At 68.0% G+C, this 23,841-nt stretch carries 26 protein-coding genes and 1 pseudogene; 11 read left to right on the top strand and 16 right to left on the bottom strand.

What is annotated here, in order from left to right; genetic code table 11:
• The 4 genes from V5E28_RS24905 to V5E28_RS24890 form a co-directional block, all read right to left on the bottom strand.
• Nucleotides 1-1,362 carry a tyrosine-type recombinase/integrase gene (locus V5E28_RS24905; protein ID WP_336209587.1) on the bottom strand — a complete coding sequence of 454 codons (1,362 nt, stop codon included), beginning with the start codon at nt 1,360-1,362 and terminating at the stop codon, nt 1-3.
• 14 nt (nt 1,363-1,376) lie between these two features.
• The gene (locus V5E28_RS24900) at nt 1,377-1,568 is read right to left on the bottom strand and encodes a helix-turn-helix transcriptional regulator (protein WP_090759970.1); all 192 of its coding nucleotides are present in this window, start codon (nt 1,566-1,568) and stop codon (nt 1,377-1,379) included.
• Nucleotides 1,565-3,031, bottom strand: coding sequence for a replication initiator (locus V5E28_RS24895; RefSeq protein ID WP_336209584.1), 1,467 nt, complete (start codon nt 3,029-3,031; stop codon nt 1,565-1,567). The genes V5E28_RS24900 and V5E28_RS24895 overlap by 4 nt, the downstream gene beginning before the upstream one ends.
• Nucleotides 3,032-3,600: 569 nt before the next feature.
• Nucleotides 3,601-4,080 carry a MarR family winged helix-turn-helix transcriptional regulator gene (locus tag V5E28_RS24890; protein ID WP_336209582.1) on the bottom strand — a complete coding sequence of 160 codons (480 nt, stop codon included), beginning with the start codon at nt 4,078-4,080 and terminating at the stop codon, nt 3,601-3,603.
• Nucleotides 4,081-4,165: 85 nt separating this feature from the next.
• Between V5E28_RS24890 and V5E28_RS24885 the strand changes: the two genes are divergently transcribed.
• Nucleotides 4,166-5,041, top strand: coding sequence for an alpha/beta fold hydrolase (locus V5E28_RS24885; protein ID WP_336209580.1), 876 nt, complete (start codon nt 4,166-4,168; stop codon nt 5,039-5,041).
• 261 nt (nt 5,042-5,302) lie between these two features.
• Here V5E28_RS24885 and V5E28_RS24880 read toward each other — a convergent pair.
• A pseudogene (locus tag V5E28_RS24880) lies at nt 5,303-5,554 on the bottom strand (SDR family NAD(P)-dependent oxidoreductase); the annotation flags it as partial.
• A gap of 317 nt (nt 5,555-5,871) precedes the next feature.
• Nucleotides 5,872-6,126 (bottom strand): helix-turn-helix domain-containing protein, encoded by a 255-nt coding sequence (locus tag V5E28_RS49600; RefSeq protein ID WP_442945862.1) that lies wholly within the window; start codon nt 6,124-6,126, stop codon nt 5,872-5,874.
• A gap of 645 nt (nt 6,127-6,771) precedes the next feature.
• Between V5E28_RS49600 and V5E28_RS24875 the strand changes: the two genes are divergently transcribed.
• Nucleotides 6,772-8,490 carry a hypothetical protein gene (locus V5E28_RS24875; RefSeq protein WP_336209578.1) on the top strand — a complete coding sequence of 573 codons (1,719 nt, stop codon included), beginning with the start codon at nt 6,772-6,774 and terminating at the stop codon, nt 8,488-8,490.
• 67 nt (nt 8,491-8,557) lie between these two features.
• Here V5E28_RS24875 and V5E28_RS24870 read toward each other — a convergent pair whose 3' ends face one another.
• From V5E28_RS24870 to V5E28_RS24860, 3 genes are all read right to left on the bottom strand, one after another.
• The gene (locus tag V5E28_RS24870; protein ID WP_336209577.1) at nt 8,558-9,241 is read right to left on the bottom strand and encodes a hypothetical protein; all 684 of its coding nucleotides are present in this window, start codon (nt 9,239-9,241) and stop codon (nt 8,558-8,560) included.
• A gap of 32 nt (nt 9,242-9,273) precedes the next feature.
• Nucleotides 9,274-9,777, bottom strand: a complete 504-nt coding sequence (locus tag V5E28_RS24865; RefSeq protein WP_336209574.1) for a hypothetical protein — start codon at nt 9,775-9,777, stop codon at nt 9,274-9,276.
• A gap of 608 nt (nt 9,778-10,385) precedes the next feature.
• Nucleotides 10,386-10,820 (bottom strand): nuclear transport factor 2 family protein, encoded by a 435-nt coding sequence (locus V5E28_RS24860; RefSeq protein WP_336209573.1) that lies wholly within the window; start codon nt 10,818-10,820, stop codon nt 10,386-10,388.
• A 221-nt stretch (nt 10,821-11,041) separates the two neighbouring features.
• Here V5E28_RS24860 and V5E28_RS24855 point away from each other — a divergent pair, with 221 nt between their 5' ends.
• Nucleotides 11,042-11,941, top strand: a complete 900-nt coding sequence (locus tag V5E28_RS24855; RefSeq protein ID WP_336209572.1) for a helix-turn-helix transcriptional regulator — start codon at nt 11,042-11,044, stop codon at nt 11,939-11,941.
• A gap of 680 nt (nt 11,942-12,621) precedes the next feature.
• Here the strand turns inward: V5E28_RS24855 and V5E28_RS24845 are convergent.
• Nucleotides 12,622-13,461: a helix-turn-helix transcriptional regulator gene (locus tag V5E28_RS24845; protein ID WP_336209571.1), complete on the bottom strand. Its 840-nt coding sequence runs from the start codon at nt 13,459-13,461 to the stop codon at nt 12,622-12,624.
• A 127-nt stretch (nt 13,462-13,588) separates the two neighbouring features.
• Here V5E28_RS24845 and V5E28_RS24840 point away from each other — a divergent pair, with 127 nt between their 5' ends.
• From V5E28_RS24840 to V5E28_RS24825, 4 genes are all read left to right on the top strand, one after another.
• The gene (locus tag V5E28_RS24840) at nt 13,589-13,801 is read left to right on the top strand and encodes a tautomerase family protein (RefSeq protein ID WP_336209570.1); all 213 of its coding nucleotides are present in this window, start codon (nt 13,589-13,591) and stop codon (nt 13,799-13,801) included.
• Nucleotides 13,802-14,128: 327 nt separating this feature from the next.
• Nucleotides 14,129-15,466: an IS701 family transposase gene (locus V5E28_RS24835; protein ID WP_336209568.1), complete on the top strand. Its 1,338-nt coding sequence runs from the start codon at nt 14,129-14,131 to the stop codon at nt 15,464-15,466.
• An 81-nt stretch (nt 15,467-15,547) separates the two neighbouring features.
• The gene (locus tag V5E28_RS24830) at nt 15,548-15,802 is read left to right on the top strand and encodes a hypothetical protein (RefSeq protein WP_336209566.1); all 255 of its coding nucleotides are present in this window, start codon (nt 15,548-15,550) and stop codon (nt 15,800-15,802) included.
• 456 nt (nt 15,803-16,258) lie between these two features.
• Nucleotides 16,259-16,396, top strand: coding sequence for a hypothetical protein (locus V5E28_RS24825; protein ID WP_336209565.1), 138 nt, complete (start codon nt 16,259-16,261; stop codon nt 16,394-16,396).
• Nucleotides 16,397-16,547: 151 nt separating this feature from the next.
• Here the strand turns inward: V5E28_RS24825 and V5E28_RS24820 are convergent, their stop codons facing one another.
• Nucleotides 16,548-17,090, bottom strand: a complete 543-nt coding sequence (locus V5E28_RS24820; RefSeq protein WP_336209564.1) for an SMI1/KNR4 family protein — start codon at nt 17,088-17,090, stop codon at nt 16,548-16,550.
• Between the two features lie 289 nt (nt 17,091-17,379).
• Between V5E28_RS24820 and V5E28_RS24815 the strand changes: the two genes are divergently transcribed.
• A complete protein-coding gene (locus tag V5E28_RS24815; RefSeq protein WP_336209562.1) occupies nt 17,380-17,958 on the top strand; it encodes a hypothetical protein in 579 nt (192 codons plus the stop codon).
• A gap of 429 nt (nt 17,959-18,387) precedes the next feature.
• Here the strand turns inward: V5E28_RS24815 and V5E28_RS24810 are convergent, their stop codons facing one another.
• From V5E28_RS24810 to V5E28_RS24790, 4 genes are all read right to left on the bottom strand, one after another.
• Nucleotides 18,388-18,564, bottom strand: coding sequence for a hypothetical protein (locus tag V5E28_RS24810; RefSeq protein WP_336209561.1), 177 nt, complete (start codon nt 18,562-18,564; stop codon nt 18,388-18,390).
• Between the two features lie 302 nt (nt 18,565-18,866).
• Nucleotides 18,867-19,043 (bottom strand): hypothetical protein, encoded by a 177-nt coding sequence (locus tag V5E28_RS24805; RefSeq protein WP_336209847.1) that lies wholly within the window; start codon nt 19,041-19,043, stop codon nt 18,867-18,869.
• Between the two features lie 147 nt (nt 19,044-19,190).
• Complete coding sequence (locus V5E28_RS24795; RefSeq protein ID WP_336209560.1) at nt 19,191-19,877, bottom strand: hypothetical protein; 687 nt, start codon at nt 19,875-19,877, stop codon at nt 19,191-19,193.
• A 2-nt stretch (nt 19,878-19,879) separates the two neighbouring features.
• Entirely contained in the window at nt 19,880-20,989 is a 1,110-nt protein-coding gene (locus tag V5E28_RS24790; protein WP_336209558.1) for a flavin-containing monooxygenase, read from the bottom strand.
• 62 nt (nt 20,990-21,051) lie between these two features.
• Here V5E28_RS24790 and V5E28_RS24785 point away from each other — a divergent pair, with 62 nt between their 5' ends.
• Nucleotides 21,052-21,387, top strand: a complete 336-nt coding sequence (locus V5E28_RS24785) for an ArsR/SmtB family transcription factor (RefSeq protein ID WP_336209557.1) — start codon at nt 21,052-21,054, stop codon at nt 21,385-21,387.
• A gap of 3 nt (nt 21,388-21,390) precedes the next feature.
• Here V5E28_RS24785 and V5E28_RS24780 read toward each other — a convergent pair whose 3' ends face one another.
• A complete protein-coding gene (locus V5E28_RS24780) occupies nt 21,391-21,951 on the bottom strand; it encodes a sigma-70 family RNA polymerase sigma factor (protein ID WP_336209556.1) in 561 nt (186 codons plus the stop codon).
• A gap of 312 nt (nt 21,952-22,263) precedes the next feature.
• Between V5E28_RS24780 and V5E28_RS24775 the strand changes: the two genes are divergently transcribed.
• Nucleotides 22,264-22,401, top strand: coding sequence for a hypothetical protein (locus V5E28_RS24775; protein ID WP_336209555.1), 138 nt, complete (start codon nt 22,264-22,266; stop codon nt 22,399-22,401).
• A gap of 29 nt (nt 22,402-22,430) precedes the next feature.
• The gene (locus V5E28_RS24770; protein WP_336209553.1) at nt 22,431-23,834 is read left to right on the top strand and encodes an FAD-dependent oxidoreductase; all 1,404 of its coding nucleotides are present in this window, start codon (nt 22,431-22,433) and stop codon (nt 23,832-23,834) included.
• The last annotated feature ends 7 nt before the right edge of the window (nt 23,835-23,841 follow it).

Genomic DNA, 23,841 nt, shown 5'->3' with positions numbered 1-23,841 from the left:
TCATGCGGTGAGCACATCGGCGATCCGCTGGTTGACGATCGCCTCCTGGCCGTCGATGCACTTGGCATAGACCCGCAGCAGGACATCCACCCCGTGGCCGGCACGGGCCGCCACCTCCGGAGCCGGTACGCCGCCGTTGAGCCACAGCGAGACGGCCGCGTGCCGGAGATCGTAAGGTCGCCGGGCGAGCGGTGAGGCGACCTGGGCGGGAGTGAGAGCCAGGGCGCGGGCTTCCTGCCAGACCTCGGTGTAGGCCGTCGAAGCGACCACGCCACCACGCTCACTGCGGAACAGTCGCCCGTCCGGGGCGACGCCGAATTCTTCGAGGTGTTGCCGAAGGATCTTGACCAATTCTGGAGGGATCGGGATCCGGCGGACGTCATCCTCGCCCCGATGCTTCAGGCCGCGCAGCTCGTGAGCGTCGCCAGTGTCGGTCCACCGGCGGTTCACCTCAGGGCGGGAGCCGTCGAGGGTGAGCCGTCCCCAGCCCTCGGGCGGAAGGTGGCAGTCCTGTTCATGAAGGCTGACCGCCTCGCCGGGCCGGAGAGCGGCGAAGTACATGCAGGCGAACATGGCCATCAACCGCCGACCCCGTCCTTTCCCGTCGCGCTGGCGCTTGCCCACGTAGGTGAGCGCCACGAGCAGTTCCCTGGCCTGACGAGGATTGACCACGACCCGCGGATCCACGGTCTCGGTCGTCTTCGGTAGCTTCCACTTGATTCGGTGAAGCGGGTTGGACGGCAGTTCTTCCAGCTCCACCGCGTACTCGAAGACGTGGTGAAGGACAGCGCGCTTCCGCCTGATCGTGTTGGCACCGGCCTGCTTGCCGTCGAGGCGGAGCGCGAGGGAATCGAGGGCAGGGCGGACGGCTTTGGTCTCGTTGAGGTCTTCCATGTTGAGCGATGCCGCCTCCAGCCAGCGGACGGCCCGCGCAATGTCGGCAGGCATCGGGCGTCGCTTGTCCTCAGGCAGCAAGACGTACTGGCGCAGGGCAGTACGGAGAAGGGCAGCTTCCGGCCGCCCTGCTTTGTCCATCGTCAACGCCGGGAGAGCCGTTGCCAGGGCGTCGGACATGCTGTCACGGCTCTTGGCAGCCGCGTGCGGCCAGCGCGCTTCCACGTACGCCTTCACGAAGTCGAGGACGGTCCGTGCGTCCTTGGCTTTGATCATCGACTCAGGAAGTCCGGTTTCCAGGTCGAATGCCTCACCACGTCTCGCCGCCTGCCGCAGGTCGGACAGGAAGCTCTCGTCGAGGGCCTTGGTCTTGTACGTCTTGGACTTCTCCCGGCCGCCGACCTTCCAGCGCGCCTCATAGGACGGTGACTTGCTGGACTTGTTCCGGCGGATCTCCCAGAACTTCACGTCGTACGAGGTCGTCATGCTGCGCTCCGGAGGGATTCGAGCCAGGCGTCCAGGTCACTGCGGTAGATGCGGAGTTCGCCGTTGGGTAGGCGGATGCCTTGGGGTGCCTTGCCGATCTCGCGCCAGCGGTAGAAGGTGCGGCGGGAGACTCCGCCGAGCTCGTCGAGGACCTGGGCGACGGTGAGGAGTTCGTCTCGCCTGCTCATGCCGCCCTCCCCGGTTGAGTTGCCGAAAGATCTTGGCCGTCTGCTTGGGCTTGGAGTCGGTCGAGGTGTGCGCGCCAGCGTTGCCGTTCGTGGACCGACCGCAGGAGGCGTACGGCCAGGGGTGCGAGGTTGGCGTCTCCGGCCGGGACGGGTTTCCAGATGTAGCGGTGCGGGTCGGTGGGCTGGTCTCTCTGGCCGAGGGCTTCCAGGACCCAGGTGCGGCGGTCCTGCTTGTGTTCGGCCAGGGTCTTGTTCGACCACTTGCGGGAGACGAGGACGCGGCGACCGGCGTAGCCGAGGTGGTCGGGTTTGTGTGCCTTGCCGTGGCAGCGGCCGGGAGTCATGCCCGGTTTGGCGCCCTTGGGTTGGACGCCGTAGCGCAGCCAGTTCGGGCAGCCGGGCGAGCAGGGTTCGAAGCGCAGTGCGTCTACCATCCGTCCGGCGTGCTCCCGCTGGGTCTGGTCGTCAGGGGCGAGGTCGCCAACGGGCGCCACGGCGATCGTCGCCTCGGCAGAGGATCCGGGCACCAGGCGGATGGAGTCGCCCGGCTGGGCTGAGGCGAGCGCGTGGGGGTCGGCTGGCCGCGCGTGGTGATAGAGGACGCGACGTTGGACGTCGTCCAGGCCGATCTGCCGTCCGGTGAGGTCCACCTGAACCTGGCTTGCAACCAAGACGCTGAACTCCGGGTCGGTGGGCGGCGGGCCGCCGGAGGCGCCGCGGGTCATGGTGATCTCGGTCCAGGTGGTGCGGACCTCCTCGCCGCGCAGGAGCGCGGCAAGCTGGATGACTTCGCCGACCTGCTCGGGGGTGACCTCATCCAGGTCGGGAACGGTCACGCGGTGGAAGGTGTGGGCCTGCACGGCGAGCAGCGCCTGCAGGAAGGTGACCGTCCAGCGGGCCATGTCCGGCAGGGGCGAGGCACGCACTTCGGATTCCTCCGGCCGCCAGAGCGAGGTGAGGGGGCGACCGCCGCGCACCGCGAGGACGAGTTCTGGGGTGACGGGGAGGTCGGCCACCAGCTGCATCGGCGGCAGCACGTCGGCGGAGGTCTTGCCGACGAGCGAGGACAGGGTCATGCGCACCCGGTCCCGGTCGGGCCCGTTCATCAAGAACCGGAACTCCAAGACGCCGGAGCGGTCGGTGCCCGACAGCCACACGCCGGGGCCATCCACGCCGCGCGAGGTCTGCACGTCGACCAGATCCAGCGTGTGCGCCACCGTGTCGTCCGAGGCCAGGACCCGGATCTCCAGGTCAGGCCGGTCCCGCGCCGGGCTCGCTGGGCACCATGAAGCTGAACCGACCCGGCCCAGTTCCGTCGCCGCCTCATCCGCTTCCGCGATGCGAACCTGCGGCTCCCGCGCCAGCCGACCGATCACCTCCGCCCGGCGGACGGCCACCGACCACTCCGCCGCCGACGCCGTCAGCACACCCAGCTCCGCCACACCCGCCACGTCGTCGACCATGCCGACCTCGCCGTAGTGAACACGAGTACTGACAAGACCGACGGTAGTGAAGAGGACTACAGGAATCAGGAGTTTCCGAAGTCCTCTGCAATCAGCCCTAATACTCCAGGACGTCAGTGAACACGACTGCGGGAATCGACATCGGGTGAGTCGTTGATCATGTCCAGTAAACGAACGGTTTACAACACCCTCGCCGGCGCCTCTCACAGGCGTGGCCCAGAAATCGCGGATGTATGGCCATCATGTTGCCGCGCCGCTTGACCCTGACGCAGGGTCAAGCTTTCAGCACGGTGGCATGACCACGGAAACCAGTGCGATCGAGGTCGCCGGGCTGTACGACGAGCACAAAAATATGGAGAGCGGGCGGAGAGAGGCGACAGGACGATGCGGCACTTCACGATCCACCACGACGGCGTCACGATCCCAGTGTCTCGCGGCGGTCAGGGACGACCGCTGGTCCTGTGCCCTGGCCTAAGCTCGACCCAGGCCGACCTGCGCGAGCTGCTGAGGCGCGATCACGACGTGGTGACCTTCGACCTGCGGGGGCATGGCCTCGCCTCGGCCGCCTCTCACGCCGGTTCGCCGAGGTCGTGGGCGATCCAGCCCGGGGTGTCGAAGCGTACGGGCAGGGTACCCACCAGAACGGACAGGTGGGCCTCCAGGGTTTTGAGCTCGGCCGCGCCGATCCGCTCGCCCCACTGGTCGCGCAGTTCGTCGAAGATGGCCTCACCCTGGCGCATCACCTCGTAGCCGAGCGGGGTGACCTGGAGGCGTTTGCGGCGGGCGTCGCCGGGGTCGGTGTCGCGGGCCACGTAGCCGCGCTCCAGCAGCACCGCGATGGTCCGTGCCGCGGACTGTTTGGAGATCGACAGGCGGCGTCCCAGCTCGGAGGCGCTGTCGGCGCCCGCGGCGATGGCGCGCATCGCGAAGTCGTGCACGGGACGGACGTCTTCGAAGCCGCGCCGGTCCAGCTCGGCGATCGCGGCGTCCACGAGCGTACGGAAGCCTCCGAGCAGCAGCAGGGTGAGATCGGCGCCAGAGCGGGACATGGCAGAAGACTACGGCACCGCCTGGACAAAAGACAGCCAGAGTGTCTATATTTCGACACCCTGACTGTCGAATTGAGGAGAGAGCATGACCGGTCCCACGCTCGCCGGGGTCACCCACCACCGGGCCGAGGTCAACGGGACGACCCTGCACTACGTCGCCGCGGGAACCGGCGGGTCCCCGATCCTGCTGGTGCACGGATTCCCGGAGACCTGGTGGACGTTCCACAAGATCATTCCACTGCTCGCCGCCCACCATCGCGTCTTCGCCGTCGACCTGCGCGGGTTCGGAGACTCCGGCAATGGACCGGGCGAGTACGACAGCGCGACCGCGGCCGAGGACCTGCACCAGCTGATCGCCCGCCTCGGTGCCGGCCCCGTCCACCTCACCGGGCAGGACATCAGCGGCGCGACCGTGTTCCGCCTGGCCACCACCCACCCCGAGGACGTGCTCAGCCTCACCGCCATCGAGATGGGCTTGCCCGGGTTCGGCCTGGAAGCGCTGGCCGACGTCGCCCGCGGCGGCGCCTGGCACATCGGGGTCCTCGCCACGCCCGGCATCCCGGAACTGCTACTCGCCGGCCGCGAACGCGAGTACCTCGGCCGGTACGCGTTTCCGTCCATGACCGCGACCCCGGGCGCGTTCACCGAGGCCGACATCGAGGAGTTCGCCCGCGCCTACACACGTCCTGACGGCTGGCGCGGCGCGATCGGCCTCTACCGGTCGATGCTGCGGGAAGGCACCGACATCCAGGCCCTCGCACAGGAGCCCGGGCTGAAGGTGCCCGTGCTCGCGGTCGGCGCCGGCGGCGGTCCCTTCACGGCTGGCACCATGGCGCGAGCCGCGGCGGCGGAGATCCGGTCCGTGCAACTCGACGGCGTGGGCCACTACGCCGCGATGGAGGCCCCCGAGGAACTGGCGAAGGCGATCCTCGGGTTCATCGCGAGCACTCGGGCTGCCTGAGGTAGCGGAAGACACACAGGAGCAGGCCGTTGGGGCAAGTCTGCGTGCGCTCGAACTGTATGCCCGGCGGCAGGAAGCCGGTGATGCGGTCATCGGCGGCGCACATGATCGAGGCCAGCGCCCTTGCTCGCCGCATACGCCCCGTAACCGGGGAAGGCCAGGCCGACGACCGAGGTGGACAGGTTGACGACAGCGCCGCCGCGCCGTAACGCGCCGGACCGCCTGCTGGTTCACCACGAAGGTGCCGCGCAGGTTGGTCCTGATCACCCGGTCGAAAGTGGCCAGATCCAGCTCGGCCAGCGGGGACAGCTCCACGATGCCCGCGCTGTTCACCACGACGTCGACACCGCTGTAGGTTTCCTCGGCCAGGTCGAACATGGCGGCCACGGCGCTCTCGTCGGCGACGTCTGCCTGGGCGGCCACCGCGCTCCCGTCGATGTCCTTCACCGCCGCGGCTGCCTCATCGGCATTGCCCGCGTACCCGACGACGACCGCGAAGCCGTCGGCAGCCAGTTTCTTGGCGACCGCACGGCCGATGCCTTCGTTATCTTGGGTTGTTGGCCTCTTCTCGCAGGTCAGAGCGAGATGATCTTTTCAGGCACGTCAGGCATGTTGACCGCCGCCGTGAGCACCTCCCCGCCAACGCGCGGGAACCGGCCCTCCAGCTCAAAGAACTTCAGCAACAGAGGCGCGGGGGTCGAAAGATCGGCTCACCAGCCTAACGGGTGCCAAACACTGGCACCGGAAACGGGCCGCGCGGATTTTGCCGCAGATGGAAGCACCACTACTCTGGGAACCCCATCCACCATGAGGCCAACCTGAGTCGACAGCTACTCGGGCTTCTGGGCCTGCGGAGGGTGGATATTTCGGAGGTGACGCCGATAGCTCACCGGCGGGGCTCCGTAGGTCTTTCGAAACAGCCGGCTGAAGTGTGCTTCACTGGCGAAGCCCCAGCGGGCAGCGATGAGGCTGATTGGCAGACTGTCCATCAGGGAATCGGCCAGTGCGCGGCGGCAGCGTTCGAGTCGCCGCTGCTGGATCCAGCCGCGGATGGTGTGCCCTTCCCCTGCGAAGAGCCGTTGCATATGGCGCGGTTGTTATCTTGGGTTCTTGGCCTCTTCCCGCAGGTCAGAGTCGGATGATCTCGTCAGGCACGTAAGGCATGTTCCCTGGCTCTGAAAGACCGCAGCGCGGTGCTGGGATTCAGATCCGCGCCCGGGATCCGGCTTGCTCACGCCACCACATGTACGTTGCCGTTGTGGGCGAAGACGGCCATGTGCGGGTGCGGGAGGCCGAGCCGCGGGTCTGGGATCTCTACGGGCCGCCCAGCGAGAGACGACCATCGGGCGGTATGAGCACCGGACAAGTCCTCGGCACCGTGGAGATCCAGTTCCAGCAGCCATCACGGGCAGGACGTCGCCGCGATGCTCGCCGGACGTGTCCGCGATGACCTGCGGGACGCCGGTATTACCCGCGCCATTGGCTGGCTTCCCGAGAAAGTCGTTATCCGTACGGTGGCCACTTCCTGCGTACGCTCGGTGAGATTCACAAACGCTCTGGCGGGTGCGACGCCCTGTTGATTTGATAACCGCATTCCCGGTGTCGAGAAGCCAACCGGCAGAGGCGATCAGGAAATCGCGCCCTGTCGGTGGGCGGCGCTAAGATCGCGTCCCATGCTTCCGGGTGGGTTATGGCGGATTGTCAGGACCGTAATAGTCGGTCTGATTGTCGTGGCGGCGGTCACGGGCCTGGTGCTTGGTGACGCCTGGCTCTGGGTGGCCGCCACGTGGACACCGCCGAATTATGCGGGGTTCGCCGAACACGACAGGTTCGACACTGTGACGACTGTCGCGATGTTCGTGTCCGCTCTGGTGAAGGCCGCGCTCCTGTGGCTGATCCTGCGCGCGCCCGTGCCGGGACCGATGAACCGCCAGGCGACGGTGTTGCGTTGGCTGCTTTATCTGGCGGTGGCGTATACCCTCTTCTTCTGGTATCCGATCGCGCTGTTCCCCGGTGGGGTTGATCTGGCGTTCGAGCTCGTGCTGTTCGCCGCGATCGACGTCCTCTACCTGTTCGTCATCCGATGGCGGTCCGGCTTGTTGCGCGCGGCGGCCGGCGTGCTGTTCGCGATCGAACTGGCCGGGGTGGCCAACGATCTGCTCGACCAGCTGGACCTTCTGGAGCTTCCACTGAGCGGCGGCGTCGGGCTGTTCCTGATGCTGAGCGGGCCGGCGGCGATCGTCATCACGGTCATGGGGCAGTGGCGTGACGGCCGGTGGAGCCGCGGCACGCTGACCGCCGGATGGTTGTCGGTGGGCGTGCTCGCGCTGGCGCTCCCGCTCAACTTTCTCCTTGAGAGCATCTCCGGCGGCCACACGGTGGTGTGGGTCGTGATGGACGCGGTACAACTCGTCAGCCTCGTGTGGATGGCGGCGACCGCCCGTGAACTGCCCACTGAGGAGCGCTTGACCGACCTCCGGCCCGGGCGGCAGCGCGCGCTCCGGGTCGCGGTGGCGATCGTGGCCGTGCTGCCGGTCATCACACAGATCCACCCGGAGCAGTCCGCGCACCTCTCCTACTCCGGCTGGTCGACGGAGTGTTATGACCGGCCCAGTTTCGGCGACCTGAAGCCCGAGGAACGCGACGCCATGTTCCTGTGCCTGGCTCGGAACACGGCTGGCGGGGTGCCCCCCATGTTCCCGGACAGCCTGTCGGACCAGGGGGTTCTCGCGTACGGACGGTCGCTGTGCCGGGCGAAGGACCGCGAGGAGCAGGAGGCGATTCTGAAGCGGGCCGGAAGCGAGCGGCCCGCCTGGGGCGCGGACCCGTGGGAACTCGTCTACGCCTGCCCGGAGATCATCGGAGCGACCCGTCCCGAGCTGTTGCGGTCGACCGAGGAGAAGGAGGCGGCGAACGACTCCTACATCGCCGAGGCGAACGCGAAGTGCCGCGACCCGTGGCCCCGGCGGAAGGGTGTCGTCCAGGCCACGGCCAACTACTTCCTGTTCGTCGACGGTGATCACGGCTATGTGGTCCAGGACCCCGAGGACGAAGCGGCCGAAGGCGCGATGGACCGGGCGGTGGACGAGCTCTACGACGACGACGGCTCCCCCATCGGGGTGGCCGGCAGCACGGTGCTCGTCGGGCACGTCGAGGACGTGTCCGATCTGTGCCTCACCGTGAAGGCCTTCCGTACGGCACCGCCACTGCGGACGGCCGGGTGGGAGCTGGTCAACGAGGTGCCGATCGTCAGCCGCAGCGGTCGGCTCAGCGTGCCGGAGATGGGCGATGGCGAGGTGGGCGCGGGCGCCCCGATGCCGAACCTGGCGATCGCCGGCAAGGGCCGCTACCGGCTCCGGGTCTACGTGCGGCTCGGCGAGACAGGGGAGGAGCACCTGGTCGTCGTGTTCCCGGGCGCGTCGAAGAAGAGGCTCAAGGTGAAGCCGTGAGCCGCGGAAGGGCGAACCGGACGCTGGTCAGGCGTTCGGACACCTCCCACAGTCGGCCTCGGACCCGTCATGAGCCGCTCTGGCCTGCGCATCGAGCGATTCCTGCTCCCGGCGCAGGGCGTCGCCGTACTCGCTGTCGTATTCGCGCTGCCGCTGGGCGGTGACGTCGGCGGCCGCCTGACCGCTGCCGGTGCCGAGCTCCTCGGCGTAGCCGACCAGGACGTCCTCGGTGACCCTGCCACAGCCCGGCGCCGGGCGCGGTGCGCGCCCACCAGCGCACGAACTTGGCCAGGTCGGCCAGCCGGTCGCGGCGGGTGGCGGCGCTCTTGCCCGCGCGAAGCCACGCGGCCACGGTCGGCCAGCTCGCCCGCTGACCGGGTATCGGCTCGTCGTCGTTACGCGGCAGCTCGTCGATAAGGTCGACGTCGGCGCCGGGCACCTCACCGCCGTCGCGGCGGCGGCGACGCGGCCTCAGCCCGGCGATGTCGCCGACCAAGTCCACCAGCGGCGCGGGCGGCGGCAGCGGCGGCTCGGCCTGCTGCCCGAACGCGCCAACCGCTCCCCCGCCGCCCTGCCTGCCAACGTGCCCGCCCGAGCCCGCGAGCGTCGCGGTGCTCGGGCCCTGGGGGCTCGTTCCGGGCTGCCACCCCGCGGTGGGGATGGGCACGTCCAGTTGCTCGTCCGGCTGGTCGGCCTGCTCTGCCGCCTCGGCCCCGGCGCGCGGCGATGGTTCGCTGCCAGACCTCGTCATGTGGTGGCATGACCACCTCCTTCCACACGCGCTCAGCCCTCCGCGGTGCTCGGCAGGGACTTCGACCAGACCTCGAGGACCTGATCGTCGGGACAGGTGAAGTGGGCGATGACGCTGCCAGGGTCGGAGGCGCGGAGCGTCTCGAGTTCAGCACGGTTGGCCAGGCGAACGCGTTGCCCGTAGACCCTCACCTCGACGGGCGGGAAGTTCTGCCCGGCGCAGCTTTGCTCCCACCTCATATCGATGACCAGTTTGCAGTCGCTGTTGTCGTCGGTCACCTCCAGGAGATGGCCCCGCCCCTGCTCGTTGACCTCCGCAGAGAGCGTTCCGCGAGGCATGACGGCCTTGCCATGGTTGTGCAGGTCGCGCAGCGCGGTCAGCATCGCCAGCTCGGCCGGTGACACGTCGGCGGGGGTGGGGAAGTGGGTATCGGTCAGCTTTCGCAGGTCGTCCAGGAGGATGACGAGCCGGGCGGCATCCAGAACTGCGGCTGACAGCGGCTCACCCGCGTGGCCACGGGCCACAGGCTTGTCCACCAGATGCACCGATGGCGGAGCTCTACCAGATGGGGCTGACCGACGAGGATCGCGCTGCGGCGGTCGACATCGCCGGCGAGGACCGTCACTTGATCCGATTCATCGACGACGACGAGTAAGCGGGTGGGACTCGCGCACCCGCCACGCGCCCTCTGCCGCGCGTGCTCTAACCGCTGGTCACGTCGACCACTACGGCGCCGAGCCCGGCGCCGCAACCACGTCCGCCCCTACGGCGAGGTGCGCCTTGATCTGAGCGCCCGGTTAAGCATCGGCGATCTCGGCTCGCTCGGCGGTGCATGAGGGCAATCCGTCGCTGGGTTGCTGTTGCGATTGGACCAAGCCTCGCCGGGGGGCAGACCAAGTACGGGAGAAAGGGTCAGTCATGTCGCTGACCAGGGCGATCACGCAACCCCGCCCAGTGTGCCGCACGGCTACGGATGGTGTGCTCCGGAGCTGACGATGGCCCGACGTGATGCGCGGGCCATCGTCGTGGTGGTGGGTTGGGGTGCCTCACGCGGTGACGATGCGAAGGCCCGGTCTTGGGCATGGGTCGGCCGAGCGGCTCGCGGCTGTGCGGCAACTCGGCCGGGCTCTGAAGAGTGTCGTCGTCAGCGGATGCCTTTCTCGGCGCGCGCGTAGAACGCGGCGAGCTCGTGGGGGTTCTTGGTGTAGACGTCGATCTTGCGCACCGTGCCGTCCTCGACTTGGTGGATCTCGACCATGGTCAGCGGGTACTCCTCACCGGTGGTGTGGGCCGTGAGCGTTCCGGTAAGCGTTCCGATGACGCCGGCCGGGCCCTCGAACACCTCGGCATCGGTGATGGCGACGTTGGCGTAGCCCATCATCGCGCCCAGGATCGACTGCACGAACACCTCGCGGCCCTGGTGCACACCCCCGTAGGGAAGCTGGTTCGGCTCGTCGACGATCACCTCGGGGTCGAGTTTGGCCAGGACACCCGGCACATCACCCTTGCTCAACGCGTCATACAGTCCTCGCACGACATCCGCAGGGCTCTGCGTCACCGTCTCGATCTGGTTGCTCATTGTGTGTGCCCTTTCAGTCTTGTTCAGGTACGCAAGCCCTCATGTGGAACTCGGTACTGGATGGTCGGCCGGCCGGGGCGGGTATGTTCTCGCGTCGGTCGGGCCCCTGGTGATCGGGGCGTGCACCATGCAACAGGAGACGGCCGTGACGGGGGAGTTTCTGCGGTGAGGGGTACTGGCAGGGTCCCCCACCCATCGCGTGGCCTGCCTACCCTGTCCTCATGAACAATCTGGCTGCAGTCAGCGCATTCCTCCGCTCACGACGCGACAAGATCGCCCCCGAGCAGGCGGGGTTGCCGGCGTACGGTCAGCGGCGGGTGCCCGGACTGCGCAGGGGTGAGGTTGCCACGCTCGCCGGGGTGAGCGTGGAGTACTACACGCGCCTGGAGCGCGGCAACCTGCGAGGTGTCTCCGACAGCGTGCTGGACGCCCTCGCCCAGGCCCTGCGGCTTGACGACACCGAGCGCATGTACCTGTACGATCTCGCCCGCGCTGCGGGACCGGCGCCCGGGGCGGGGGCCCGGCAGCGGGAGGTTCGGCCGACAGTGCGGCCGAGCGTGACGCGGATCGTCGAAGGCATGCCGGAACTGCCGGCGTACGTGATGAACAACCGCCTCGACACGCTGGCCGCCAACCCGCTGGGCCGGGCCCTGTACTCGGAGATGTACGCCGACCCGAGCTGCGGGGCGAACGTCGCCCGGTTCGCGTTCTTCAACCCCGCGGCCAGGCGGTTCTACGCCGACTGGGAGCGCATGGCCCGCTTCGCCGTGGGCGCGCTGCGCATCGAGGCGGGGAAAAGCCCCTACGACCGGGAGCTGTCGAACCTGATCGGTGAACTGTCCACCCGCAGTGACGCCTTCCGTGTGATGTGGGGATCCCACGACGTGCATGTCTTCCGCCAGAGCACGAAACGCCTCGACCATCCGCTCGTCGGCGTCCTGGAACTCGATCAGGAGACCATGAGCCTGCCGGACGAAAGCGGGCTGAGCGTGGTCGTCTACAGCGCGCCCCCCGGAACCGCCGCCGAGGACGGCCTGAAACTGCTCGCCAACTGGTCCGCCACGACCGGACAGGAGCAGGACGCGGATTCCACCAGCGAACCGTCAAACCGGCGGCCCTGACGGGAGGCACCTGCCCAAAGAAGTGCCGCGAGCAGACGTCCCGCTCCTCTTCGGGCGTTCTGACGCCCTGTCGGAGATCGATTCCCACGATGGTCGTGATCGTTTCGCAGCCGAGCGGGCGTGACCCGGAATCCCGTGGCGGGATGGGCTTCGCTGTGCGAGGGCTTGCGCTCGAAGTCGACGACGTTGCGGCGGGCGTTCATCAGCCAGGAGAGAGACCGCTCGACGATACACCTTCTCGCGAGTCCTTTAAAGCCCGTCTGACCTGGCCGTTTAGTCACGATCTTCAAGGTGAGGCGCAAGAAGCGCCGGCGTCGTCTCGGTCATCGAGGGGTATGGCCATCGATGACGATAGGAAAGCGGCGCGAAAGCTGACCGGGCAGGCGCACCAGGTGGGGCATAGGCCCGGACGAGTGCCATGGCGCGAGGCTCTGGGGTGGGTTACCCGCGACCGGCTCGGCCGGCGACGTGGCTGGCCAAATGTCCTCCGGCTGGACACCCCCTGGCAGGACACGATCTCACCTGAACGGACCAGATGGCGCATGCGTGCGGCCAACTTGAACGGCGAGTTCGCCTTCGCCGTCGACGATCAGATCTGCCGGCGCTGCAGACTCGGCTGGGTCGAGCAGCCTTACACCCCTCCGCGCTACCAACGCCGAAGGCCTCCTCGGCGGGGCCGATTAGATCTCGCTGGGTACGTCGGTCAGGCTCTGGATGCCGATCACGGCGAGCAGACGCAGTTGCTCGACCGCCGGGCCGCCGGCCGGGGCGGTGTAGAACTGCAGGCGTTGCCGCCCGTCCTCGCTGAACAGGTTCTGGCAGTGGATGTCGAGCACGCCCAGCGTGGGGTGGATGATCCGCTTGCGGTCCCCGCGACGTACCGCGACGTCGCCGGTGTCCCACAGCGCGGCGAATTCCTTGCTGGTACGGCGGAGCCGTACGACCATCTCCATCGACTGCGCATCATGGTCACGGCGGGCCACGGCAGCCCGCAGATCGTAGACCAGCACGCGCGAGTGGTGCGGGTGATCCGCCTCGGGATAGATCGACCGGCTGCCGGGGTCGGTGAACCACCGACAGACGTAGCTGTCACCCATGGCGGGGCCGAGCAGCGCCGTGGCCGGCCGGTTCTGCGCGAGGGTCTCGTGCAGGTCGGTGATGATCCGCGCGGGTGTCGTGTCGAGCCGGTCCAGAAGGGCGAGCATGGCCGGTTGCACGTGCACCGACGTCCCATGGCTGGCGGGAGCCGTACGGCCGGCCAGGAGGAACAGGTGGTCGCGCTCGTCCTGGTCCAGGCGGAGCGCGCGGGCGATGGCGGCCAGAACCTGGGCCGATGGATGCGCGCCCCCGCCGCGTTCCAGCTCGATGTAGTAGTCGACCGAGGTGCCGGCCAACTGGGCGACCTCTTCCCTGCGCAGCCCGGGAACCCGGCGGCGTGGCCCGGTGATCAGGCCGACCTCCTGCGGGGTGATCCGGGCGCGCCGTGTCCGGAGAAAGGCGCCGAGTTCAGACAGGTTCACCCCTTCACCATGACATGCCGGGTTCGGAGGCATCCAGGGGACGGCAACCCCTGGTCAACGGGCACCTGGATACACCGTGCTCACCGGGCCAAGGTGTGAATCACCCGAACCGAGAAGGAGCAGGCACATGCCGTTCGCGAATCTGAAGGTCCCTGCCGGCACGCTCACCGCCGAGCAGAAGGAGGACCTGATCGTCAAGGTCACCGATCTGTACTGCGACACCTTCGGCGACGCCGTCCGCGACAACACGATGGTGCTCGTCGATGAGGTGGTCGACGGCGGCTGGGGCATCCGGGGCGAGGCCCTCACCCTGGCCAAGATCCAGCAGCAGCACGCCTGACCGTTTCCGTCCGTGGTGGGGCGCCTACACAGAGATCTGAGATGAGAGTTGCACTTTGTCACCGGCGGTTCCCGCGGTTATCTTGGGTGACTCTCAGTCGTGCAGCAAGTTCTCTGAACTAGTAAAGAGATCACTGATCACGCCGCAAGAAACTACTCAGCTAGTACGGCAGCCGCCATTCGCTGTGTGAGCTGGGATGACGCTCGGCTGATCGATGTGATCTTCTGATGGGATTCCCGTACAACGAGAGCAGCCGCTCGTGATCATGTCTGTGTGACGAGAACAAGATCCAAAGCGGCTGCTGCCCTCATCGTAGAGGCCCGGCGTGTGCAACGGAACCTCGACGACCTCATGACCGCGCTGGGCCCGATGTTCACCCGGATAGAGCCGCGGCTGCAGGCCGCCAAGTACGTCCGAGCCGTCATGTCCGAGCTGCCCAGGCGCAACGGTTGGACGATCGCCGAATGGATCGGCGACCGCCGCCCGGACGCTACCCAGCGTCTGCTCAACCGTGCCCGATGGGACACCGCCGGCGCGATGAGCGCCATCCGCCGGTTCGCCGTCAACCGGCTCGATGCCGCCGCCCGGCCGGACAACCTGAGCGTGGGCGTGCTGGATGAGTCCGGCCAGGAGAAGAAGGGCGTGGCCACAGCGGGGGTCAAGCGTCAGCACATGGGCTGCGCGGGCGGCATCGACAACGGCATCAACGCCGTCTACCTGGCCTACGTCCGAGCCGGAACCGGGCACGCGCTGATCGGTGCCCGGCAATGGATCCCCGCCGAGCAGATCAGCGACCCCGTCACCGCCATCACCACCGGCCTGCCGCTGGACCTGACCTTCGCCACCAAGGGCGAACTGGCCATCGGCCTGCTGCGCGAGGCCTACGCCGACGACGTGCGCCTGGACTTCGTGACCGGCGACGAGGTCTACGGCGCCTGCACCACGCTGCGCGCCTTCCTGGAAGAACACGCTCAGGCCTACGTCCTGCGCATTCGCGCCACCTTCACCCTCATGCTCGGTGGTGGCAGCTGCCTGACCTGCGAGCAAGCCGTGGCCAAGTACCTCAAGCAGAAGCGCAAGTGGACCATCCGCTCGGCCGGGGACGGCTCCAAGGGCGAGCGGACCTACGCCTGGGCGTGGATCGCCACCGCCAGCCCCGCCCACTTCCTGCTGATCCGCAAGCACCGCACCACCGGCGAACTGGCCTTCTGCTACTGCTTCGTCCCCGACGGCCAACCGGTCACACTGCCCCGCCTGATCGCGGCCGCAGGGCTGAGATGGCCGGTGGAGGAGAGCTTCCAGGCCGGCAAGAGCCTGTTCGGCCTGGATGAATCCCAGGTCCGCCTCTATGAGGCGCTGCTACGGCATCTCGTGCTGGTCATGGCCGCCCGGGCCATCTGCGCGATCACCGCCGCCGTGGCCCGGCATCGCACCGACACCCAGGCCATGACGCCCAGCCGCTCCAATGAGCAGCCGCCCGAGGATTTCGGCCTGATCCCGCTGACGGTCGCCGAGCTCAAGCACGTGTTCAACGCCGCCACTCCCCGGACATCGTCGCTGGAACACGCCGCGTATTGGTCAGCCTGGAGACGCCGTCATCAAGCACGTGCCCGCTGGTTCCATCGTCGAGCCCGCCTGGCCACCGCATATATCCAGGTCAGCTAACAAATGGCGGCTGCCGTACTAGCTGCTAATGCGGTTTGGATGGGTAGCTCTATCGCCGGGTATTGCGGTTATGGTGAGGGTGTGGACGAAGCCATGGCGAGCGCGGAACGGTGGCGCGGGCAAATTCGGAGTCGGGGTTCTGTTGAGCAGGACCGCAAAGCTCTGGCCGGGCTGATCGAGTACGACGGTGATCCATTCGAAACTGAACTTTTTGAGGACGCCTCAGACCCGCAGGTCCGGTTGGTGGACAAGGCCAAGAGGTCGTACGCAGGCCAGTACGACCGCCGCCTACGCCGGCTGCGGGAGCTCGTCAAGCATGCCGCAGTCGATCGATAATCCTTGCGGGATATACGCGGGATGGTCTCCTCGGGCGGGGGAGTCGTGAGAGCCATACCCGGAGGTCAGAGGCCTGGTGCGAGCGGGAACGTTGGCCCCCTGTAAAACCGTCGGCTCAGCCTACGCAAGTTCGAACCTTGCACCTGCCACACCAGCTAGAAGAGGCCCGTCACCAGCGGAAACGCGGTGACGGGCCTCTCGTTGTGTCTGGTGGCGTCCGGGTGGTTACGGCGTTCTACGACTGCTCGTGCTGAAGTTCCCGAGCCGTCCTGCGGCGCTTCCGGGGGCCGCTGGGCCGCGCCCAGGATGCGGTGCTGAGCCAGTCCGCATCGGCTCCGCCACGGGAATCGGCCAATCACGCGGCAACAGGATCATGCGCGGCACGGCAGGCCCGATCGAGGAGCTCGCCGTCTTCGAGCGCATCGCCACCGGCCTGGTCTGCCTGGTCACGCGCGTATGCTGCTCGGCCTAGCGCCGCTCGATACCGCCTCACCCACGGGTGACTTCGAGGACGAGGACCAGGAGCAGACCGGCGCCCTCGCCGCACGCTTGGACGCCGCCGCGACCATCGACGCCACCATGGTCACCATCTGAGTACCGACACCAACAATCTGCGGCTCCTGGACCGCCGCCTCGGGGAAGTCGCCATCGCCGACAAGATGCGCGCCCAGATGGCTCAGATCGAACGCACCTACCGCCATGGGGTGTCTTCGAACCCGGATTCCAAAGGCCGAGTGAGTCCCGCTCAGCGGCACATCGCGTCGATGAGATCCGAGAAATGCGGGAACTCTGCTCGTGCGGCAGTCACGATCTGGGTGGGGGAACGGCGGCGGCCGCTTGCGTGTCGCTCGGCGATGGTATGGAAGGCCTCGTTCGACTGTGCAAGGGAGTCGGGGTCCGTGAAGGCCTCGGCAGGGCCCAGACCGGCGGCGAACAGCCAGAGGAGGTCGCCGAGATCGCTGGCGATCACACCGCGCTCACCCTCGGAACCGATGTAGACGACGGGCTGGTCGGTGATCGCCGCATCGGGCCGTACCAGCCAGAAGCCGGTGTAGTCACCCGCCCCGGTCGTGCCGAAGAAGCGGAACTCGCTGCCGTCGACCTCTTGGTTGCCGGTCCACAGGCGGAACCACCACGCCGTCCGGTCGGGCTCCTCGAACTGGTCGTATGGCTCGAAGTCACAGCCGCGGGCCGCGTCGGTTTCCTCGTCCCATTCCCACTCGAAGCCGACCTCGGCCACCTCGGCCAGGGCAGTGGGCAATGCGAGAGCTCCAGACATGTTCGCCATCCCCGAAAGATAGACGATCTTTGGAAGCCGCTGCCGGAAACGTGGTGATCAAGCACGGGAGCGTGTGCCCCGCTTGGGGCGACAGCACTCGGGCCATGCCGGCATCCTCCCAGCAGTGACCGACACAGTGGGGCACATCTCATCGCAGACACCGGACCGGACGGTGGCGCTGTTTGCCGAAACTGCTGCTCGCCAGGCGGTTGTGCTGGCGGCCTGGGAGAGTGGGAGATCGACGGCAAGGAGGGACCGGAAGGCGTCTTGTCGGTCGTGAGCGCTACGGTCTGCCTCCATGACGATCAGCGAATCCCCCTGCCGCCTTGTGCTCAGCAAACCTGACGCGGCCATCCTGGAGCCAGTGACCAAGTTGGGCGGCCAGCCGGTATGGGTCGACAAGCCGCAGTGGCCGCTGTCCACCGAGTTGGAAACACCGATGATGTTCCTCGGCCAGTTTCGGCTTCCTGGTAAGGAGGTCCGGATTGCTTATCTGTTTATGACCGGTGGTGAGGACTACGTCGACGGTACTTGGGAGAGCGAGGGTGGCGAGAACGCGCTGATCGTGCAGCCCGGACGTGTGCCGTCCTTCATTACAGTGACCGACGATGCCGAGGGCCCCACGATGAGTGAGGATCTTGCCGTGGAACTCATGCCGACCAGTCCTGCCGAGCTCAGAAAGGGCTGGGACAACCGGCTTGGCGGTTCCCCCACCTGGCTCCAGGACGAGGAGTACCCGCCCGGGGATTGGAGCTTCCTGTTCCAGCTTGAGGGCGGAGACGAGTTCTATCAAGTCAACTTTGGCGACGCTGGTGTTGGCTACGGATTTCTCAGCGCTGACGGCAAAGAGGGCCGCTTTCTGTGGCAGTGCTCATAGTGCTGCCCTGGTGTGATTGCTAGTGCCTTTGCCGCATAGACCCTGTACGGGATCGGCACCTTAAGATCCGCTCGGGGTGTCGAGGCCATCCTGGCGGGTGCTGAGGAGGCATGCAATATGCGTGCAACGATCAAGGTCGAACTCGGCACAGATGGATGCATGCTTCCAGGTCAACGACGGTGAACTGCTGAGAACGGTCACGCGCTGTAAAACCGTCGGCTCAGCCTACGCAAGTTCGGGGCGGAATGCCCCGCTCGGCGGACCGGACTTCAGGAGGGCCGCGAACCGTCCCAAATGATAATCTTTGGATGAAAGGCGCCTTCTTGGCTGTGTGGATTGGTCCTTAGACACTTCCTTTCCTCCCACCCCAAGGGGCGCTTTTCGTCTGTGGCCTCCGCCCGGTTGCCGGCACTGGTTCCTACAGGCCGATCATTGTGTTGCGAGCAGTATCGCGCGCGCCACCTCCAGCAGATCATCGGACAGGTGCGGCCGCTCCCGTAGGTGCTCGATCCTGGCGAGGTCGTTGACGGCCGTGAATACCGCGTGCACGATGACCCGCGCGTCGCCTTCTGCGACTTCGGGACGCTCGGTAATGACCAACTGCACCCACTCGCCTGGAGCCGGCGTATGGCCTGACGTTGTTCCGGAGGCAGATGTATGGCCTCGGTGATCAATGTCCCCGGTGAGGTAGCTGCCCGACGACAGGTATCCGTGGGTCGGCGCCTTTCCGGTCCGGCTACCAGGAGTGATGCCGCTGGGAGGCGCGACGTTGAAGTGCGGGCCACGCAGCGGATCTGCCTGAGCGACGGCGGGAGACCTAAGCGCGATATTGGATTCAAATCGAATCTGACACCGCGCCCGTCCTGGCCTGAGCGCAGGTCGGCGATATGTCCCATCAGCCGCAATGGCTATCCGGCCAGCGCCGCCAGTTTGACAGCCGCTGCCGGGTCGATGCCCAGCTCGGTCGCCGCCGCCAGCACCGCGTCGGCGGCGTTGGCCTGCTGGCCGAGGTGCCGCGTGGTGGCGGCCATGAGCTTGGCGGGGGTGTCCGGCGGCAGGCCGAAGTCGTCGGCGATGGCGCGCACCGCCAGAGTGACGGAGCAGACGCCGGATTCGGGTAGGTCAAGCTGGACGTCCCGCCGCCGCCCAGTCACCGTCGAGCGCGGCGATGACGGAACGGGCCTGCTCGTACCCGGTCGCCAGCAGGAAGGTCGGGGCGCGGCCGTAGCTCTTCATGCCGATGGCGTCACCGCCCGTCGGGTGGCCGGGGTGGCCAGGGCGGGGGTGGTGTAGGCGGCCAGGCACACCAGCGCCAGCAGGGCGAAGGTGGCGTAGCCGGCGGCGGGGATGGTGGCCAGTTGGGTGGCGGTGGTGGCCAGGATGTAGACGGTCATCGTCACCAGCAGCACGTCGGCCACCTTGCGGCTGAGCTTGTGCACCCGCTCGGCCAGGGCCGGTCGCCGGGCGCGTATCCACATGCCCGCTGCGATGGGGATCAGCTGGGCGATGAGCATCGCGACCACCTGAGCGGTGGCGGCGCCGCCGATAGCCGCGCCGGCGTCGGGCGCGGCCAGGCTCCAGGCGGGCACGGCGAGCAGACCGAGGACGGCGAGCGCGGCCTGCAGGCTCACGCCCAGGGCCAGATCGCCGCGGGCGTGGTAGGCCAGCAGCGTCCCGGTGCCCCCGCCGGCTGCGGCCAGAACGATCCCGTAGGCGACCGGCCCGTCCAGCGCCAGGCCGTGCACCAGCGCCACCGCGAGCGCCGGTACCACGACGACGTTCACCGCGGTGGCCGCCACCAGCGCGCGCGGGCGGCGCAGCAAGGCGGTGAAGCCTTCCACGGTGAGCGTGGTGCCGATGGTGAGCATGGTCGCCACCAGCAGCACGACCAGGCCGGCGGTGACGACCGGCGATCCCATGCTCAGGCCCCTCCGAAGACCGCGGCGGCGCCGCCGCGCACGTGTGCGGCCAGCGGGGCGGTGACGTACTCGGCGTCGTGGATCACCCCGCGCAGGGTGTTGGAGGCGAAGGAGCGCTGGAACTCCAGCCCGACGTAGACGAGTCCGGGGCAGGTGGTGGAGATGCCGCCCGTGTGCAGGGGCGAGCCGGTGTCGTCGAGGGCGCCGAGTGGGCGCAGGTAGTCGAGGTTCGGCCGGTAGCCGGTGGCGAACAGCACGGTGTCGACCTGCTCGGGCGTGCTGTCGGCCCAGATCACTCGGTCGCCGTCGAAACCGGTGAACATGGGCTTGCGGTCCCACAGACCGGCTTCGAACGCGGCCCGGTAGTGGCCCTCGTCGAGCACCAGGGGCGCGCCCAGCAGCGCCGCCAGCCAGGCGGGTGGCAGCTGGTCGAAGCCGGTGGTGGTGAGCCAGTGGTGGATGTCGTGGCCGCCGATGATTTGGGGCGCGAAGGCGATGGGGGCGTGGGTGGCCAGGGTGACCGTGGCGACCTCGGCGAGTTCGTGCCCGACCTGGACGGCGGAGTTGCCGCCGCCGACGACGATGACGCGCTGGCCGGTGTACGGCTTGGGCTCGCGGTAGTCGGCCACGTGCAACAGCCGACCCGTGAAGGCATCCTGGCCGGGCAGGGCCGGAACGTGCGGGTTGCCGAAGGAGCCGCTGGCCGCTACCACGCCCCGGACGTGCAGTTGCGAGCCGTCCGCGGTGCGCACGACGAAGCCGCCCCGGCCATCAGGTTCGACAGCCCTTACCCGGGTCCCAGTGCGGATCTCGGCGCCGCCGGCCTGCACCTGGGCGGCGAAGCGGGCCAGGTAGGCGACGACCTCGTCGCGGTGCGGGTAGCGGTCGGGATCGCCAGGGAACGGCAGACCGGGCAGCGTGCTGTGCCGGGCGGGGGAGAACAGGGTGAGGCTGTCGTAGTACGCGGGCCACGAGCCTGTGGCCTGATCGCCGGCCTCCAGGACAACGGGGCTCAGCCCGGCGTCCACCAGGGCGCGTGCGGCGGCCAGGCCGGACTGGCCGCCGCCGATGACAACGACGTCAAGGGTTTCGAACGTGTCTGAAGAAGTCATGATCGGATCATATCCTCAAATCATGAAATGACAATATGATGGTGTGGGGTGATGCTATGACCATGAGCACGGATGCGATCGAGCTGACCGAGGCGGCGCGCGGGTTTCTCAAGGCGATGGCCAGCGACACCCGCCAGCAGATCCTCATGCTGTTCTCCGGCGGGATCGAGCTGACCGTCAACGAGGTCGCCGAGCGTATGTCGCTGGCGCAGTCGGCCGCCTCCACTCACCTGGCGACCCTGCGCGTTGGTGGCGTGCTGACCTCGCGGCGGGAGTGGAAGACGGTCTACTACCGCGCTGACCCTGCCAGGATTGGCCAGGCGCTGAGTGATCTGCAGGCCAGCCTGCAGGCGTGCTGCCCGCCCGCTGAGTGCGGTCCGAGCGGCGGCTGCGGCTGAGCTTCAGCAGGGGCAGGGTCCATGGTTCTCGACGGAGCGGACCGCCTTGCGCGCGTCGAGCTCGATGCGACAGCACGCGGCCAGCAGGTCCCCCAGTTGCCTGCGCGCGCGTTGCACTCGCGACTTCATGCCGGGGACGGAGATGCGGGCACGCTGAGCCGCCTCGGCCTGGGTCAGGCCCTCGTACTCGGTCCAGGTGATCGCCTCGCGATATGGCTCCGGCAATCTTGTGACCAGTGGTTTCAGGCACTGCGCCAGCAGGGCCGTCTCCTCGGCGTCGATCTCACCGGGCCGCAGGCTGCGGTCGGTAGCGGCTTGGGCGCGGGTTCGGGCGATCGTCGAGGAGTGGCGGTGGTAGTCGATGATGGCGTTGCGGGTGATCTGGTAGACCCAGGCCTCCAGCCGTTCCTGCTGATGGACGCTGTCGATGGCGCGGCTCATCTTCAGAAAGACCTCCTGAACGATGTCCTCGGCGTCGGCGGGCTGGTCGATGCGGCGGGCCACGAAGGCGACGAGGCGCTCGCGCATCTGCTGCCAGAGGGCGGCGGGGTCGGCCTGGGTCATGAGGTGAGATTCCTGTCGAGTGGCTACTGGCAGCCGCAGCTGCTCGGCGCTTCGCCGGGCGCTGCGCCTTCAACGACGCCGCAGCACGCGGCCTTGGCTTCGAGGGCGCAGCAGGTCTCCTGTGCGGTGGGCGTGCAGCACGGGCTGGTCATCGGGTGCCTCCATGTCGGTTCGGACGATTCACTCGGGTAGACGCGGCCGACGCGGTACGGATGCACTTCGCGGGTTAGGTGCTCCTCTAATTTGACATAGCTCTAATCAATGAGGCAATCTACTCACTACTTCGACAAGCTTCTAAACAGGAGGTGCGCGATGCGCGCTCTGCTCCGCCGGTTCCGCTCCACCGCCGACTTCGCCTTCGACGAGACCCACGGCGAGGTCTGTGACACCGCCTGTCGCGCGAGCGCCTCGCTGGACCGCGCGCGCACCTCCTTCCTGCTCTTCCGCTAAGCCCCTTCCGAGATCCAGGAGAAGCCATCATGAGCGACAGTTGCTGCGGCACCACCGCGTCCCTTGAGCTTGAGCAGACCGCAACCTCCGTTGCCGCCGCAGCGCTGCCGGTCGTGGTGATCGGCGCAGGCCCGGTCGGCCTGGCCGCCGCCGCGCACCTGGCCGAGCGCGGCCAGGACTTCCTGGTCCTGGAGGCCGGCGAGCAGGTAGCCGCCTCGGTCGCCCAGTGGGGCCACGTCCGGGTGTTCAGCCCGTGGAAGTTCAACATCGACGCCGCCGCCAAGCGCCTGCTGGAGGCCGACGGCTGGAGCGAGCCGGACCCCGAATGGCTGCCCACCGGCGCCGATCTGATCACTGATTATCTCGCTCCGCTGGCCAAGCAGTTCGGCGACAAAGTACGGCTCGGCGCCAAGGTGACGGCGATCAGCCGCCTCGGCTATGACCGGGTCCGGACCAACGGCCGCGAAGACGTCCCGTTCCTGATCCGTCTCGAAGGAGGCGAGGAGGTGCAGGCGCGCTCGATCATCGACGCCTCTGGCACCTACTTCACGCCGAACGTCCTGGGCGCGAGCGGCCTGCCCGCCTACGGCGAGGCGGAGGCGGGCGAGCTGGTCGACCACGCCCTCCCCGACGTGCTCGGCACCGACCGTGAAGCCTACGAGGGCAAGCACACGCTGGTCGTGGGCGCCGGCCACTCGGCCGCCACTACCCTGCTCGCCCTCGCGCAGCTCGACGACACTCAGATCACCTGGGCGATCCGCGCGGGCAGCGCCAGCCGTACCTATGGCGGCGGTGCCGCGGACGCGCTGCCCGCCCGTGGTGCGCTCGGCACTCGTCTGCGCGCGCACGTCGAATCAGGGCGCATCCATCTGCTGACCGGCTTCTTCGCCCACTCCGCCACCCGAAGCGGCGATCAGGTGAGCGTGGTAAGCCGTGACCCGGCCGGCGCCGAGCAGTCCGTCACCGTGGACCGCATCGTGGCTGCGACCGGCTACCGGCCTGATCATTCCATCGCCTCTGAGCTGCGTCTGGACCTGGACCCGATCCTCGGCTCCACCCGGCAGCTGGCCCCGCTGATCGACCCCAACCAGCACTCCTGCGGCACCGTGCCCGCGCACGGCGTCGACGAGCTGTCCCACCCCGAGCCCGGCTACTACGCCGTCGGCGTCAAGAGCTACGGCCGCGCCCCGACGTTCCTGATGGCCACCGGTTATGAGCAGGTCCGCTCGGTCGTCGCCGCCATCGCCGGCGATTGGGAGGGGGCCCGTGACGTGCAGCTCGACCTGCCGGAGACCGGCGTGTGCTCCTCCAACCTCGCCGAGGCCCAGGAGCAGCGCGTTGGCCTGGCCACCGGCATCAGCGGCGGCCTGCTCGCCACCCCGCTGCCGCTGGCCACCGTCGGCGCCTCCAACGACGGCGGCTGCTGCGGCTGAAGGCAGG

It is taken from the genome of Nonomuraea sp. LPB2021202275-12-8, from assembly GCF_037044575.1.
GTDB lineage: Bacteria > Actinomycetota > Actinomycetes > Streptosporangiales > Streptosporangiaceae > Nonomuraea.
This window is presented reverse-complemented; position numbering and strand designations above follow the sequence as displayed.